This window comes from Paraperlucidibaca sp., from assembly GCF_982810325.1.
In genome coordinates this window covers 261,128-275,620 of the sequence record NZ_CEYEMI010000001.1, presented here as the reverse complement: position 1 = coordinate 275,620, position 14,493 = coordinate 261,128, and the positions used below count along the sequence as shown (strand labels likewise).

The 14,493-nt window shown below is 53.4% G+C and carries 17 protein-coding genes and 1 pseudogene; 2 read left to right on the top strand and 16 right to left on the bottom strand.

Annotated elements, in window-relative coordinates:
• From AC3DKE_RS01375 to iscR, 12 genes and pseudogenes are all read right to left on the bottom strand, one after another.
• On the bottom strand, positions 1-653 hold a 653-nt coding region (locus tag AC3DKE_RS01375), incomplete at its 3' end, for a flavodoxin/ferredoxin-dependent (E)-4-hydroxy-3-methylbut-2-enyl-diphosphate synthase (protein ID WP_487989824.1).
• A 29-nt stretch (positions 654-682) separates the two neighbouring features.
• A complete protein-coding gene (locus AC3DKE_RS01370; RefSeq protein WP_487989815.1) occupies positions 683-1,840 on the bottom strand; it encodes a RodZ domain-containing protein in 1,158 nt (385 codons plus the stop codon).
• 10 nt (positions 1,841-1,850) lie between these two features.
• Positions 1,851-3,011, bottom strand: a pseudogene (rlmN, locus tag AC3DKE_RS01365) (dual-specificity RNA methyltransferase RlmN); the annotation flags it as partial.
• Between the two features lie 198 nt (positions 3,012-3,209).
• Positions 3,210-3,641: a nucleoside-diphosphate kinase gene (gene ndk / locus AC3DKE_RS01360; RefSeq protein ID WP_340674890.1), complete on the bottom strand. Its 432-nt coding sequence runs from the start codon at positions 3,639-3,641 to the stop codon at positions 3,210-3,212.
• Between the two features lie 66 nt (positions 3,642-3,707).
• A complete protein-coding gene (gene iscX / locus AC3DKE_RS01355; protein WP_340674889.1) occupies positions 3,708-3,905 on the bottom strand; it encodes a Fe-S cluster assembly protein IscX in 198 nt (65 codons plus the stop codon).
• Between the two features lie 7 nt (positions 3,906-3,912).
• Positions 3,913-4,251 carry an ISC system 2Fe-2S type ferredoxin gene (gene fdx, locus AC3DKE_RS01350; RefSeq protein WP_340674888.1) on the bottom strand — a complete coding sequence of 113 codons (339 nt, stop codon included), beginning with the start codon at positions 4,249-4,251 and terminating at the stop codon, positions 3,913-3,915.
• A gap of 1 nt (position 4,252) precedes the next feature.
• On the bottom strand, positions 4,253-6,136 hold the full coding sequence (gene hscA, locus AC3DKE_RS01345; RefSeq protein ID WP_487989812.1) for a Fe-S protein assembly chaperone HscA: 1,884 nt from the start codon (positions 6,134-6,136) through the stop codon (positions 4,253-4,255).
• Positions 6,136-6,687, bottom strand: coding sequence for a Fe-S protein assembly co-chaperone HscB (hscB, locus tag AC3DKE_RS01340; protein WP_340674886.1), 552 nt, complete (start codon positions 6,685-6,687; stop codon positions 6,136-6,138). The genes hscA and hscB overlap by 1 nt, the downstream gene beginning before the upstream one ends.
• 15 nt (positions 6,688-6,702) lie before the next feature.
• Positions 6,703-7,026, bottom strand: coding sequence for an iron-sulfur cluster assembly protein IscA (iscA, locus tag AC3DKE_RS01335; protein ID WP_411730155.1), 324 nt, complete (start codon positions 7,024-7,026; stop codon positions 6,703-6,705).
• A gap of 38 nt (positions 7,027-7,064) precedes the next feature.
• Complete coding sequence (gene iscU / locus AC3DKE_RS01330; protein ID WP_340674884.1) at positions 7,065-7,448, bottom strand: Fe-S cluster assembly scaffold IscU; 384 nt, start codon at positions 7,446-7,448, stop codon at positions 7,065-7,067.
• A gap of 28 nt (positions 7,449-7,476) precedes the next feature.
• The gene (locus tag AC3DKE_RS01325; RefSeq protein WP_484216606.1) at positions 7,477-8,694 is read right to left on the bottom strand and encodes an IscS subfamily cysteine desulfurase; all 1,218 of its coding nucleotides are present in this window, start codon (positions 8,692-8,694) and stop codon (positions 7,477-7,479) included.
• Positions 8,695-8,733: 39 nt separating this feature from the next.
• Positions 8,734-9,243 (bottom strand): Fe-S cluster assembly transcriptional regulator IscR, encoded by a 510-nt coding sequence (gene iscR / locus AC3DKE_RS01320; RefSeq protein WP_340674882.1) that lies wholly within the window; start codon positions 9,241-9,243, stop codon positions 8,734-8,736.
• Positions 9,244-9,474: 231 nt separating this feature from the next.
• Here iscR and paeA point away from each other — a divergent pair, with 231 nt between their 5' ends.
• Positions 9,475-10,782 carry a polyamine export protein PaeA gene (gene paeA, locus AC3DKE_RS01315; protein ID WP_340674881.1) on the top strand — a complete coding sequence of 436 codons (1,308 nt, stop codon included), beginning with the start codon at positions 9,475-9,477 and terminating at the stop codon, positions 10,780-10,782.
• 7 nt (positions 10,783-10,789) lie between these two features.
• On the opposite strand, the gene cysE is transcribed toward paeA, so the two are convergent.
• Together cysE and AC3DKE_RS01305 are read right to left on the bottom strand one after the other, a co-directional pair.
• Positions 10,790-11,581 (bottom strand): serine O-acetyltransferase, encoded by a 792-nt coding sequence (cysE, locus tag AC3DKE_RS01310; RefSeq protein WP_449304934.1) that lies wholly within the window; start codon positions 11,579-11,581, stop codon positions 10,790-10,792.
• A 29-nt stretch (positions 11,582-11,610) separates the two neighbouring features.
• Entirely contained in the window at positions 11,611-12,405 is a 795-nt protein-coding gene (locus AC3DKE_RS01305) for an RNA methyltransferase (protein WP_487989808.1), read from the bottom strand.
• A 56-nt stretch (positions 12,406-12,461) separates the two neighbouring features.
• On the opposite strand from AC3DKE_RS01305, the gene suhB reads away from it, so the two are divergent.
• Complete coding sequence (suhB, locus tag AC3DKE_RS01300; RefSeq protein ID WP_340674879.1) at positions 12,462-13,277, top strand: inositol-1-monophosphatase; 816 nt, start codon at positions 12,462-12,464, stop codon at positions 13,275-13,277.
• A gap of 56 nt (positions 13,278-13,333) precedes the next feature.
• Here suhB and AC3DKE_RS01295 read toward each other — a convergent pair whose 3' ends face one another.
• Both AC3DKE_RS01295 and AC3DKE_RS01290 read right to left on the bottom strand, forming a co-directional pair.
• Positions 13,334-13,987 carry a hypothetical protein gene (locus AC3DKE_RS01295; protein WP_340674878.1) on the bottom strand — a complete coding sequence of 218 codons (654 nt, stop codon included), beginning with the start codon at positions 13,985-13,987 and terminating at the stop codon, positions 13,334-13,336.
• 182 nt (positions 13,988-14,169) lie between these two features.
• Entirely contained in the window at positions 14,170-14,445 is a 276-nt protein-coding gene (locus AC3DKE_RS01290; RefSeq protein WP_487989805.1) for a hypothetical protein, read from the bottom strand.
• Positions 14,446-14,493: the final 48 nt, after the last annotated feature.

The following is a 14,493-nucleotide window of genomic DNA, read 5'->3' as shown; positions in this document are numbered from 1 at the left end:
TTCACGGTGCCGGAGCGAAACACGCCGGCTTCGGTCACGCCTAAATGCAGCGGATTATCGATTTGCGCCGACAGCAGGCGATAAGCATCAAGCGTTAAAAACACATTGGATGCTTTCACGCTAACTTTGAATTCGTGGAAGTTTAGACGGTCAAGAATATCGATATGGCGCATGGCCGATTCAAGCAAGGCCGCGCCAGTGGGTTCGCCATACTTTTTCTGAATGTCTTTTTCCAGCGAGCCAGCATTGACGCCGATGCGGATCGAAATGCCGTGATGGCGCGCGGCGGCAACGACTTCGCGGACCTTATCATCGGAGCCGATATTGCCGGGGTTGATGCGCAAGCAATCGGCACCGTAGTCGGCCACGGCCAGCGCTATCTTGTGGTCAAAATGGATGTCGGCAACCAGCGGCACGTCGACTTGTTGGCGAATTAAGCCAAAGGCTTTCGCGGCCTCCATGGTCGGTACTGACACGCGCACAATATCGGCGCCGGCGTCGGCGCAGCGCTGAATCTGCGCCACGGTGGCAGCGACATCGCAAGTTTCGGTGTTGGTCATGGTTTGCACAGTGATCGGCGCATCACCGCCCACAAAGACATTGCCGACGCGAATTTTGCGGGTCAGACGGCGCTTAATGGGTGACTCGTGCATGCTCATGGCTACCTCGTTATACGACTGGTTTAGCGGCCGAGACGGAAACTGGCGATCTCACCACGTGTGTACGGTTTCAAGTTTATAGGCGTGCCATTGCGGCTCATCTGCGTATCGCGGACGCTGCCGATATTAATCGCAAATGGTGGCTGGCCGGTGACAGTAACCGACTGGCCCGCGTTTTTTAGGCCATACACCAGCTCTTGACCTGTGGAGTCACGAACACTGATCCACGACTTACCGGTGAAATTAAAGCTCAGGGTATCGCTACGTGGCGGCACTGGCGCAGCCGCTTCTGCCGGAGCAGCTGGCAAGCTCACCACGGGAATAGTTGTGGTCGGCGCGGCGGTGTTTGCCGCTGCAGGGCTTGGCGTGGGGGCAATGACTGGTATCGATGCAGGCAGCACAGGCTTAGCTGCTGGCGCTGGCGTAGTGGCAGGGGCTGCGGCTGATGTTGCAGGTGCTGTGGCAACTGTTGAGGCATCAGGTGTTGAAGCCGCTGCTGGATTCACTGTGCCAGCTGCAGTCACCGGCGCATTGCTTAATGAGCCAGCGCTTACACCTGTAGAGGCCGATGACCCAAGGACCGTGGCCGGCGTTGGTGCAACCGCGGCATTTAAATCGATGGTTTCGCTAGTTTCTTGTGCTGGGCTAACAGTCGTCGAGTCATTCCAAAACAAGCTGCCGAGCAATAAAGCCAACAGCAATAAAACGGAGCCCCACGACAGCAAGGTCGCCAAAGGAAACTGGCGGGCCGTGCGCGTGAAAAAGGTGCGACGACTGGATGCTGAACTGCTATATGCCGCAGGTTTGTGCGCGACCCGAGGCTTTTCATCAGCCACCAATGCTGCAGCTGCCGTACGAGCCTGCCAAATAACATCAAACTCGGCTACTAATGCATCGGCAGATACGCCTACGATGCCGGCATAACGACGTAAATATCCGCGCACAAATGTGGTGCCTGGCAAGGTGTCGTAGTCGTCGGCCTCAAGCGCTTTTAAGTAGCGTGAGGTCAGCAAGGTCTCTTTCGCGACTTGCTCCAAGCTCATGCCTTTGCCTTCGCGCGCCACGCGTAATTTTGCGCCAGGACTCAGCGAGTCTGACTTGGCTGTAGCGGCGACTTGCGCTTCCGTAGCTTCTGGTACGGGCACTTCCTGCGCCTGTTTGGATTCGTCGGCAGTGCTCACGGCATCATCCTCAATCTATCGAACGTGTTGTTATTATTTGGGCATCACGGGTACTGGCTTGCCAGCGCTCCGCGCGACGTGTGCGATCTTTCACCTGCCCCACCAATTGGCCGCAAGCGGCGTCGATATCATCACCACGAGTGGCACGAATGGTGGTGGTAAATCCGGCGCGAATCAATGTGTTTTGAAACGCTAAAATGCGCTCGCGTGGCGAACACAGGTAGGGCGTATGCGGAAACGGGTTAAACGGAATTAAGTTGATCTTGCTCGGCACATCTTTCAGCAGTGCAGCGAGCTGACGCGCATGTTCAGGCTGGTCATTCACACCATCGAGCATGACGTATTCCATGGTAACTTTGCGGCGACCAATTTCTTTGCCTTGATGATGCAATAGCCAGCGCTTACAGGCAGCCATTAACTCAGCCAAGGGGTATTTTTTATTGATCGGCACCAGCTCATTGCGCAGCGCATCGTTAGGCGCGTGCAATGACACCGCCAATGCGACATCCATGGTTTGCGTGAGTTTGTCGAGCATGGGCACCACGCCCGAGGTCGACAGCGTAACGCGGCGTTTCGACAGGCCATAAGCAAAGTCGTCGAGCATGATGCTCATCGCGGGCATCACCGCATCGAGATTGAGCAAGGGCTCGCCCATGCCCATCATCACCACATTGGTGAGTGCGCGGGTACGAGTAAGCTCGCCATCGGCATTGCGGCCAGTGAACTCGCCTTCATCTAAATATGAGCGGTTAGCTATCCAGACTTGGCCAATGATTTCTGCAGCGGATAAGTCGCGCATGAAACCTTGTTTGCCAGTCGAACAAAAGCTGCAATCGAGCGCGCAGCCGACTTGCGAAGACACACATAAAGTTTTGCGATCGCCATCAGGAATGAGTACGGCTTCGACCATGGCATTGTCGCCAACCTTGATGATCCACTTGCGTGTGCCATCGGCTGAAAAATGCTTGTAGGTGACTTCCGGTGGGCGTACTTCAGCGTACTGTTCGAGCTTAACGCGCAGTGTTTTCGCCAGATTAGTCATCTCGGCAAAGTCACTGACGCCCTGCTGATGTATCCATTTCATGACTTGACCGGCACGAAATTTTTTCTCGCCAATGGTGGCGAAATAGTCTTCCATTTCTTGGCGGCTCAAGCCCAGCAAATTTTGCTTGGCAGGGGTATCAGTCATATCATTCTCGACGGGTTGCTACACCAATTATGTCGTTACTCAAGGCTCAGGAAATCATAAACCTTGGTGTGCGAAGGCCGCGGCATCGAAATGCTGCGGCCTATCACGGCGACGTTTAGCTTCGAAAGCTGTGTCGCATGCGCAGCTCATGGACTGTATCAGAACATGAGCTTTCACACCTTAGCGGGTGCGGGCAAAAACTTCTAATTCACTGAAGAAATAGCCAATTTCGCGAGCAGCCGACGTAGTTGAGTCGGAGCCGTGAGCGGCGTTTTCATCGATGCTAACAGCGAAGTCAGCGCGGATAGTGCCTGGCGCTGCATCTTTAGGGTTAGTTGCACCCAAAATGTCACGGTGAGCCAATACAGCGTTTTCGCCTTCTAAGGCGCTAACAACTACTGGACCGGAAGTCATGAAAGCGACCAAGTCTTTGAAGAAGCCGCGTTCGCGGTGCTCAGCGTAGAAGCCTTCAGCTTCGGCTTGCGACAGGTGCTTCATTTTAGTAGCAACAATAACCAAGCCAGCAGCTTCAAAGCGGCTGAAAATAGCACCAATAGCGTTTTTGCCAACAGCATCGGGTTTAACAATAGACAGGGTACGTTCGATCGCCATGAGGCACTCCAAAAAAATTAGTCTGCGCTGGCCCAGTGCCAGTCAATGGGCGCAAATTATACGCGCTTAAACTTCGTCTATCCACGCCATTTGAATGGCTTCTAAGACTTTTTCGCCACAATGCGCGGGGTCGTCATTGAACTCAGGCAGCGCCATTACCCATTCCCGTAAGTCGGTAAAACGCACGGTAAGCGGGTCAATATTAGGGTGCGCATCGCACAGAGCAATGGCGATTTCTAGCGTATCAGTCCATTTTAATGACATGACGACCTCAGTGTTTTTCTGATGCGTGGTTGAGTGTGTAGCGCGGGATTTCGACGACTAAATCTTCGTTCGCCACTCTTGCCTGACATGACAAACGTGACTCAGCCTCTAAACCCCAGGCTTTATCGAGCAAGTCTTCTTCCAATTCGTCGAGCTCGCCGAGCGAATTAAAACCTTCGCGTACCACTACGTGACAGGTCGTGCAGGCACAGGACTTTTCGCAGGCATGCTCAATTTCTATGCCATGGCGCAAGGCCGCGTCGCAGACAGTTTCGCCAACATTTGCTTCGATCACTGCGCCATCAGGGCAGACCTCGTGATGCGGCAAAATAATGATCTGCGGCATGTTATTTCTCCTCGAGCTGAGTCAGGGTTTTGCCGGTAAAGGCCGATTGTATGCCAGCGTCCATGCGCCGGGCGGCAAAGGCTTCACTGGCTGCATTGAGCGCTTCTGCGGCGGCAGTAATGGCCGCGCTATCATCGCCACTAGCTAATGTTTTGAGTGCGCCGACTTGCTCATTGAGTAGCTGCAACTCTGCGCTATCGAGCAAATGGCTGTCTTTCGCTAGCGCTGCCTCGATGGCTAACCACAAGCGTTCAGCTTCGGCTTTGGCCTCATGCAAACTGCGCGCGTGCATGTCATCGCTGGCGTGCGCTTGCGACTCTTTGAGCAGGCGCAAAATATCGTCGTCCGCCAAGCCCCATGAAGGCTTCACCACAATATCGGCGCGCACACCGGAAGTGGTTTCCATGGCGCTAACGCTGAGCAGGCCATCGGCATCGACTTGAAAGGTCACCACGATGCGCGCAGCACCAGCAACCATCGGCGGAATGCCGCGTAATTCAAATCTCGCCAATGAGCGGCAATCGGCCACTAGCTCGCGCTCACCTTGCAGCACGTGCAGGCTCATCGCGGTTTGACCATCCTTGAAAGTGGTGAATTCTTGCCCGCGCGTGACCGGAATCGGCGTGTTGCGCGGCACAATTTTTTCCACCAAACCGCCATAGGTTTCTAAACCTAAAGACAGCGGGATGACATCGAGCAATAACAAGTCGCTATCGGGCTTATTACCGACTAAGACATCGGCCTGAACAGCTGCGCCAATAGCGACGACTTGATCAGGATCGAGATGCGCCAGTGCTGGCTTACCGAAAAATGTACCAACACGTTCGCGCACCAAAGGCACACGCGTTGAGCCACCAACCAATACCGCTTCGCTTAAATCAGCGGGCTTTAAACCAGCATCACGCAGGGCGCGACGACAGGCTTTCAGCGTACGATCGACCAGTGGCATGATCAGCGCTTCGAAAGCTTCGCGCGTGAGTGTGCCCTGCCAATCGGCAGGCGCACCACCAGTGCCTTCACTAATGTTCAGCGTTACCGATTGACGCTCGGTAAGCGCTTCTTTAACTTTACGCGCGGTGGTTAGCAAACGACGCTGTGCATCGGCATCGGGCTGAGTAATCTGAGCTTGCTGCATCAACCAAGTCGCGATGACATGATCGAAGTCATCGCCGCCGAGGGCTGAATCACCACCGGTTGAGAGTACTTCAAACACGCCTTTATGCAGACGCAAAATAGAAATATCGAAGGTGCCGCCGCCAAGATCATAGATGGCGTGTACGCCTTCAGCTTCACGATCTAAGCCATAAGCCACCGCAGCTGCAGTTGGCTCATTCAACAAGCGCAACACATTCAGACCTGCCACACGGGCGGCATCTTTAGTGGCTTGGCGTTGCGACTCATCAAAATACGCCGGCACGGTAATCACTGCGCCCGCCAGCTCGCCACCCATAACGACTTCGGCGCGTATGCGTAGCGCTTTCAAAATCTCGCTGGATGCTTCCACCGGACTACGTTCACCGGCGGCGGTTTGAAAATACGGCACGCCATTGTCATGAGTGACGATGTTGTATGGCAGCTGGTCGCCCAAAGCTTGAGCGGCATCGGCTCCACGACCCATAAAGCGCTTTACCGAAGCCAGTGTATTGATGGCGTCATGACCACCACGCTCGCGCGCAGCCTCGCCGACTGTCACCGCACCATCGGCAGCGTAATGCACGACAGATGGCAGCAACACATGCCCAGTGGCATCGGGCAATACGCGAGGCAAGCCACTTTGCACAGTGGCAACTAATGAATGGGTGGTGCCTAGATCAATGCCGACCGCCAAACGATGCTGATGCGGGGCCTGGGCTTGACCGGGTTCGGCGATTTGTAACAAAGCCATTAATACAGATCCTGTTCGTCTTCTAGGCGCTCAATATGGCGATCGATCTCGCTCAGCAAGCGCTGCATGAATTGCATTTTACGCACGGTATCTTGTGCCTCTGACCAGTCTGGCTCGGCATAATCGATGGCAAATTCGCGCTGCAAACTCGCCTGCCATTGCCCAACTTCATCGCGCAGACCTTCTAAGCCTTCAATGCTGTCGGCTTCGTCGAGCTGTTCGCGCAGATCCATTTGCGCCATGAGAAAGTCAGTGTCGGAAACCGTCGTGCTTTCGTTGTCGATGCCGAAGCCTGCAAGCTCGAGCAGATAGCGCGCACGACGCACAGGGTCGCGCAGCGTGTCATGGGCAGAATTGATGCGCGATGACATCAGCACGGCCTGCTGCTGTGCTTGCTCATCGTGGCTAAAGCGATCGGGATGGTATTGCTGCTGCAACTGACGCCATACAGGGCTTAAGGCCTGCGCGTCGAGACCATAAGCCACCGGCAAACCAAATAAGGCAAAGTAGTTTTCACTGCTATCCACACGCGACTCCGGAAACGGGCTCATGGGCCAAACCGCGGCTTACACCGTAAACGATTCGCCGCAGCCGCATTCGCCCTTTTGATTGGGGTTGGTGAACTTAAAGCCTTCGTTGAGGCCTTCTTTGACGAAATCCATTTGCGTGCCGTCTAGGTAGGCCAAGCTTTTCGGGTCGACAATGACTTTGATGCCATGCGACTCAAACACTTGATCTTCTGGAGCAATGGCGTCGACAAACTCGAGCACATAAGCCAAGCCAGAGCAGCCCGAGGTTTTAATGCCCACGCGCACGCCCTCGCCTTTGCTGCGGCCGGCTAGGCAAGCGGCAATATGACGTGCGGCGGGTTCGCTGAGACTAATGGCCATGGACTAACTCCTCGTAGCTATTTGTGTCTGTACGACGCTTAAGCGCCGTGCTTTTTACGGTAATCGGCAACCGCTGCTTTAATCGCATCTTCGGCCAACACTGAGCAGTGAATTTTCACTGGTGGTAGTGCTAACTCTTCTGCGATTTGCGTGTTTTTGATGCCCGCTGCTTCGTCCAAGCTCTTGCCTTTCACCCATTCGGTGACCAGCGAGCTCGAGGCAATGGCCGAGCCACAGCCGTAAGTTTTGAACTTGGCATCTTCGATCACGCCAGCAGCGTTGACCTTGATTTGCAGCTGCATAACGTCGCCGCAAGCAGGTGCGCCAACCATGCCAGTACCAACATCGGCATCGCCTTTGTCGAGCTTGCCAACGTTGCGCGGGTTTTCGTAATGGTCGATGACTTTTTCGCTATAGGCCATGATAATTCTCCTCGTCTACTGGGTAGGTTTAGTGTGCTGCCCACTGCACGGTTGATAGGTCAATACCATCTTTGTACATATCCCAAAGTGGTGATAAATCGCGTAAACGATTAACCGCATCCTTGGCATGCCCGATGACGTAATCGATGTCGGCCTCAGTGGTGAAGCGTCCAGTGGTGAAGCGAATCGAGCTGTGCGCTAGCTCATCGGTTAAGCCTAAAGCGCGCAACACATACGATGGCTCAAGGCTAGCCGAGGTACAGGCCGAGCCCGACGACACCGCTAGATCTTTCAACGCCATGATCAGCGACTCACCTTCAACCAAGTTGAAACTGACGTTTAAGTTACCGGCAATGCGCTGTTCCAGCGAGCCGTTAACAAAAACTTGCTCGAGATCTTGAAAACCGGCCCAGAGGCGGTCGCGCAGGCTACGCAGGCGCTCTTGCTCAGCATGCATCTCAAGTTTCGCGAGGCGGAAAGCTTCGCCCATACCCACCAACTGGTGCGTAGGCAAGGTGCCCGAACGCATACCGCGCTCATGACCACCACCGTGAATTTGCGCTTCTAGACGCACACGTGGCTTACGACGCACGAAGAGTGCGCCAACGCCTTTCGGGCCATAGGTTTTGTGCGCACAAAAGCTCATCAAATCAACTTTCATGGTGTCTAAGTCGATGTCGATTTTGCCTGTTGATTGCGCGGCATCTACGTGGAATAAAATGCCACGAGCGCGAGTAATTTCACCAATCGCAGCGATGTCGGTGATGGTGCCGATTTCGTTATTGACGTGCATCAGCGAGACCAAAATAGTGTCATCACGCAGTGCAGCTTCGACCATCGCTGGCTGAATCAAACCAGTACCAGCCTCGGGGTCTAGGTAAGTAACTTCAAAACCTTCACGCTCAAGCTGACGGCAGGCGTCTAACACAGCCTTGTGCTCGATTTTCGAGGTCAGGATATGCTTGCCTTTATTGCCGTAAAAACCCGCCACGCCTTTGATAGCGAGGTTGTTTGATTCGGTTGCGCCCGAAGTCCAAACGATCTCACGCGGATCGGCATTGACCAAGCTGGCCACATTGCCACGCGCGGTTTCCACGGCCTCTTCAGCCTGCCAGCCATACATATGCGAGCGAGAGGCTGGGTTACCGAAGTTACCCTCCAGTCGCAAACAGTCCATCATGGCCTCAGCCACACGTGGATCGACTGGCGTGGTGGAGGAGTAATCGAGATAGATCGGACGCTTCATATAAACCTCTGTATGTCTGTGTCAGGTGTAGCTAACGCGTTAAGCCGTTGCCAATTGGGCGCCGGCTTGCATGGGTGTATCGGCCTGCGCGCCATCTTGGCGGCGGCGTTGTTGCTGTTCGCTTTGGCGTATCGACACGGTCTGTACTTCGCGCCGCGCCACCAAAGCTTGCAGGCTAATATTGTCTAAAAAGCTATGAATCTGTTGACTCAAATCTGTCCACAATTCGTGGGTTAGGCATTTAACGCCTTGTTGACAGTCGCCCTGGCCACCACATCGTGTGACATCGACCGACTCATCAACTGCGTCGATAATTTGTGCGACATAAATGCCATCGGCGGCGCGTGCTAATTGATAACCGCCACCGGGACCGCGTACGCTATTAACCAAGGCGCTTTTGCGCAACTTGGCAAATAACTGCTCTAAATACGACACGGAAATCGACTGGCGATCCGAGATATCATTCAAATTGACTGGGCCATGCTGCGCGTTGATCGCTAGGTCAAGCATAGCTGTCACGGCATAGCGGCCTTTAGTGGTCAAACGCATCGCGAAGCTCCGGCTAATTCCGAGTGTTTTACTAGGGTATTAAATCCGACTACTTTAGTCAACTATTTAGCCTACTAAAGCGGTCGGAATTGTAGGCAGTGAGCGCTGCAATTGCCAGTAGCAGAAGGCATAATTTCTGCCTAATCGCGGCTATACTGCCGTGGCTTGCAGCCTAACTGCTGCTCCGTTAGCTCAAGCACCGTAACTACGTAATACCTGCCGGAGAGTGTCATGAGCTTTGCTCAAGAGTTGCTATTGTTAGTGTTGTTGATGGCCATTAGTTCATTTTTCTCAGTATCAGAAATCGCGCTCGCCGCCTCACGACGCCTGCGCTTACGCGTGTTAGCTAATGATGGCGACATTCGCGCCGTGCAAATTTTGGCCATGCAAGACAACCCCGGGCATTTTTTCACCGGCATCCAAATTGGCCTTAATGCGGTCGCCATCCTCGCCGGCATTTTGGGTGAGGCAACGCTGACACCCGCATTTGAAAACATCGTTTTATGGTTCTACCCCAGCGCCTATAGCGCCACAATTGGTCTAGTGATGTCGTTTATCACCATCACTTCCTTGTTTATTTTGTTTGCCGATTTGATTCCAAAGCGCCTAGCCATGGCCTCTCCCGAAGCTGTGGCACTTCGCGTCATTGGCCCGATGCAATGGATTATTCGCATACTAAAGCCGCTGGTTTGGGCCTTTGACTCACTATCTGACCGGCTTATGGTGGCTCTCGGCCTACCCGGCCAACGCAGCGATGAGATAACCAGTGAAGATATTCATGCCGTGATGGAAGCCGGCACACAGGCCGGCATCATGCACATGACCGAGCAGCAAGTTATTGGCAATGTGTTTGATTTAGAGTCGCGCTTGGTGACTTCGGCTATGACCACGCGTGAAAGCATTATTTATTTCACGCTGCAGGAGTCTGAAGCCGAGCTACGTGCCTTGATCGGCCAGCACGCGCACTCGAAATTTATGGTCTGCGACGATGTCATTGATCGCATGGTCGGCTATGCCGATTCGAAAGATCTGCTGCTACGCATCATCAATAATGAGCCGCTGATACTCACCGGTGCGCCGTGGATCAAGCCCATCATGACCGTACCCGACACGCTAACGTTGTCGGAGCTACTTACGCAGTTTCGCCAAGGCCGCGAAGATTTCGCCATCGTGCTCAACGAGTACGCGCTGGTGGTTGGTTTGATCACGCTCAACGACGTGATGAACACAGTGATGGGCGACTTAGTCAGTGCTAATCAGCAGCAAATTGTCCGCCGCGACGACAAAAGCTGGCTTATTGATGGCTTCACGCCGGTCGAAACGGTCATGCATGTATTGGCGATTGATGCTTTTCCAGATGATGAAAACTACGAAACCATTGCCGGCTTCATGAGCTATCAGCTACGCAAAACACCCAAGCTCACCGATAGCGTGGAATATGCCGGCTTCCGCTTCGAAGTTGTCGATATTGAAAACCATCGCATCGATCAACTACTGGTGACTCAGCTCGACGATTGGGTCGTTGAGTCACCAGAGTAACTCACGCTTACTGCTGTGGAGGCGTAGGCTCAACGTCATCTTCATGTACCGTCGCCAATGTTTCTGCACGAATGGCCTCGGGCCTTTCGCTGCAGACTTCAATGCCTGCCTTATGCAAATCACCACAAATGCGATCCATACGCGCCTCTGATGCCTGCATATGGTCGAGCATATCGCGCATGGCAGCGAGCACTGGATCTGGTAAGTCAGGCTGTGCGGCATAAGACGGGAAGCCTATGCGTTCGGCAAAGTCGCGGCGAGCTTGCTCTTTCGCATCTTGGCAAGCGGCGGGAATAATCACGCGCGCCGCTGGACCCACGACCGTAGCCTCTGCTGGCACAGCCTTGACCACGACGGCGTTAGAGCCAATTTTCGCACCCCGCCCTACGATGATAGGTCCCAGCACTTTTGCGCCCGCACCAACCACCACGCCATCTTCCAATGTTGGATGACGCTTTCCACCATTCCAAGATGTGCCGCCCAAAGTCACGCCGTGATACAGCGTAACGTCATCGCCAATCTCTGCGGTCTCACCAATGACCACGCCCATGCCATGATCAATGAAGAATCGACGGCCAATTTTCGCACCTGGATGAATCTCAATACCGGTCCAAAACCGTGACAAGGTTGAGATAAAACGCGCCAATCCCTTCCAGTCGGCATTCCATAAACGATGCGACCAGCGATGTGCTAAAGCAGCGTGTAGGCCGGGGTAATTAAGCAGCACCTCAAGCCGAGTGCGCGCCGCTGGGTCGCGATTAAACACCGAATCGATGTCTTCTCGGATGCGGCAAAACAAACCATCAGGCGGGTTGCTGTCATTACTATTCATACGTTTTCCTGTTTTGGCGCAGCAGATTTCATGGCGATAACGCGCTTAAAAAATCCACGCAAAAGATTGTACTCAGGCTTGTCGAGACGCGTGCGGCCAAATAGTCGGCGCAGTCGTGTCATGATTTGGCGAGGGTTACTCGGGTCCAAAAAGTCCACTGCCACCAGTGCTTGTTCCATATGAGCATAAAATTGCGTCATGTCGGCGCCGGCCACCAACTCTTCATCCCATGGCACTAGGGTAATCGGCATACGCTCAGGCTCAATAGCTGAAGCAGCAGTAGTCAACTCGGCATTGTCGGCGAGCAAATGCGCCATGCGTGCCTCATAACTTAGTACTTGTACTGCCGAGGCCACATTGAGTACACCATAGGCTTCGTTGGTTGGGATAAATACATGGCCATGACAAAGCTGTAGCTCTTCGTTAGTTAAGCCACGGTCTTCTCGACCAAAGACAAATGCCAACTTTGCGCCTTTAGCGCCGTATTGTTGAGCCATCAGGCCTGCTTCACGAGCATCTATTTGCGCCATATTAATGGTGCGATTACGCGCGCTGGCACCCAGTACCACCTCGCAATCGGCCATGGCGTCAGCCAAGGTTTCGACCACTCGAGCATTCGCCAAAATGTCTGAAGCCCCTGACGCCAATGAGGTTGCATCGGCATGTGGGAAAAATTTAGGGGAGACCAACACCAGATCGGTGAGGCCCATGGTTTTCATGGCACGCGCAGCCGAACCGATGTTTGCCGGTAAGGTTGTGTGCACAAGGATGATGCGAGTAGAGATATTCATAAGGCCGCCTATGTTACACTAGCTGCAATCCACGTTCTTTATACAGAGTCCGCTTCATGCAACCCATGCTGACTATGGCGCTTCGCGCCGCCAATTTGGCCGCCGATATTATCGCGAAAGCCGCCGATCGTTTAGATCTAGTTGACGTTGAAGCCAAAGGCTTAAACGACTATGTCACCCAAGTCGATATTGCCGCCGAGCGCGCCATCATCGAATTTGTCCGTAAAACCTACCCAGGCCATAGCATCCAAGCTGAAGAGTCAGGCGCTACCGCTGGCAAAGGTGAAGATGCGGATTGGCTGTGGATCATCGATCCACTCGATGGCACCACCAATTTTATTCACGGCTTTCCGCAATACGCGATCTCGATTGCTGTGCAATACCGAGGTGTGACTGAACATGCTGTGGTGCTAGACCCGCTCAAGCGTGAAGCATTCTCTGCTAGCCGCGGCAGTGGCGCGACCATGAATGGCCGCCGCCTGCGTGTATCGGATCGCCGCACGCTCGAAGGCGCATTGATTGGTACCGGCTTCCCATTCCGCCCCGATCAAATGCACGCGATGGATGGCTACCTAAACATGTTTAAGGCCGTTGCCACGCAAACCGCAGGCCTACGCCGCGCCGGTGCAGCATCGCTAGACTTGGCTTATGTAGCAGCCGGTCGCCTTGATGGCTTTTTTGAGTTTGGCTTAGCGCCTTGGGATATTGCTGCCGGCGAACTCATCATTCGTGAGGCCGGTGGTTTAGTGTCTGACTTTACGGGTGGTCACGGCTATTTAACCAGCGGCAATATTGTCGCGGGCAATCCGAAAGTATTTAAAGGTTTGTTGACGACACTGGCACCGCATATTCCGGCGAGCTTGAAGCGTTAAGTTGAAACAAACGCCGTAAGAAAACTAAATGCCTTGCCTAAACAGCAGGGCATTTTTTAGAGCCCTGAAAAAGCTCGCGAGATGCCCACGCGCACATTGCTCGACTCAACGCTTGCGGTTGTGCGATCAGAAGCGTCCATGTCCATCCAAGTTGCCTCTACAAACAGTTTCGCTTTATTGATCTGCGTGCTCAAACCAAACAAACCCTCTACCCCAGTTTGCTGATCGAGTTGCAGCACGCCTGCACTGGCGTAAGCTGAGATTGCACTGCTTAAACGCCAGCTGCTATCTAGCCCCATGCCCATGCCAAACAAACCTTCGCTGCTGCGCTGTGTTAATGAGTAAGTTTGATAGCGCACCCATTCAGCTTTTGCAGCAACGCGGAAGTCATTGCTGATCGGTAAGTTCCAGGCCAAACCGCTGCGATCTTGACGCATACGCAAGGAGCTGCCCGATGTGCAGTCGCCTAATTGGCAGAATCGGGTATCCATATCGCGTTCGCTAGAAACCAGGCCGATGCCAGCATCTGGGCTTTTAATACCGCCCTCTGAACGTTCGAACTCACTTTGCAATAAACGCTCTTGCTTGCTCATCAGGCCAAGTTTAGCCGGCACGCCTTTGAATAAATTCTTCAACGTGAGAATAGGCAGCAGTTCAGCAGCCTGTAAGGGCGATGCTGCTACAAGGCTAATAAGAAGTAATCGCTTCATGGCATAGCTCTTCGCAATATGACCCCATGGTTGGCTATATATTCGCCAATGGCAATGCGCATTGCGCCTGCATTTGTATACTTTTTGTCTAGCACTGCCAAGCTTTAGGCTTAAAAAAGCCCGACTCGCACAGGGCTAAGTCGGGCTTTTCAGGCTAAAGCTTGCGAAATTCGCGGGCTTTATTAATTACCGCTAACGGCTGCTTCACCAGCAGCTTTGGCATCTTTAGCTACATCAGTTACTGTTTCACCAGCATTAGATACTGATGCTTTCATATCTTCTACAGCATCTTTCATGCTTTCGTTTTCACGTGTATCAGTGGCATCGCCAACTGCATCAGTAGCTTCGTCAACTACTTCTGAAGCGCTGTCCATCACGGTTTCTGGTTTTTTCTCACAACCTGCCAAAAGCGCAGAACCCATAACCAATGTGACTGCAGCAGCTAATTTCATATTCATACGTAAAACTCCAAAAGATTAGTAGCTCGCCCATCTTACATGACTGAG

Bases quoted from the DNA above. Each gene is read 5' to 3' on its own strand.
- iscU (WP_340674884.1), bottom strand. From the start codon at position 7,448: ATGGCCTATAGCGAAAAAGTCATCGACCATTACGAAAACCCGCGCAAC.
- ndk (WP_340674890.1), bottom strand. From the start codon at position 3,641: ATGGCGATCGAACGTACCCTGTCTATTGTTAAACCCGATGCTGTTGGC.
- fdx (WP_340674888.1), bottom strand. From the start codon at position 4,251: ATGCCGCAGATCATTATTTTGCCGCATCACGAGGTCTGCCCTGATGGC.
- iscX (WP_340674889.1), bottom strand. From the start codon at position 3,905: ATGTCATTAAAATGGACTGATACGCTAGAAATCGCCATTGCTCTGTGC.
- AC3DKE_RS01305 (WP_487989808.1), bottom strand. From the start codon at position 12,405: ATGAATATCTCTACTCGCATCATCCTTGTGCACACAACCTTACCGGCA.
- hscA (WP_487989812.1), bottom strand. From the start codon at position 6,136: ATGGCTTTGTTACAAATCGCCGAACCCGGTCAAGCCCAGGCCCCGCAT.
- iscA (WP_411730155.1), bottom strand. From the start codon at position 7,026: ATGGCCATTAGTCTCAGCGAACCCGCCGCACGTCATATTGCCGCTTGC.
- hscB (WP_340674886.1), bottom strand. From the start codon at position 6,687: ATGAGCCCGTTTCCGGAGTCGCGTGTGGATAGCAGTGAAAACTACTTT.
- AC3DKE_RS01325 (WP_484216606.1), bottom strand. From the start codon at position 8,694: ATGAAGCGTCCGATCTATCTCGATTACTCCTCCACCACGCCAGTCGAT.
- iscR (WP_340674882.1), bottom strand. From the start codon at position 9,243: ATGCGTTTGACCACTAAAGGCCGCTATGCCGTGACAGCTATGCTTGAC.
- AC3DKE_RS01290 (WP_487989805.1), bottom strand. From the start codon at position 14,445: ATGAATATGAAATTAGCTGCTGCAGTCACATTGGTTATGGGTTCTGCG.
- paeA (WP_340674881.1), top strand. From the start codon at position 9,475: ATGAGCTTTGCTCAAGAGTTGCTATTGTTAGTGTTGTTGATGGCCATT.
- suhB (WP_340674879.1), top strand. From the start codon at position 12,462: ATGCAACCCATGCTGACTATGGCGCTTCGCGCCGCCAATTTGGCCGCC.
- AC3DKE_RS01295 (WP_340674878.1), bottom strand. From the start codon at position 13,987: ATGAAGCGATTACTTCTTATTAGCCTTGTAGCAGCATCGCCCTTACAG.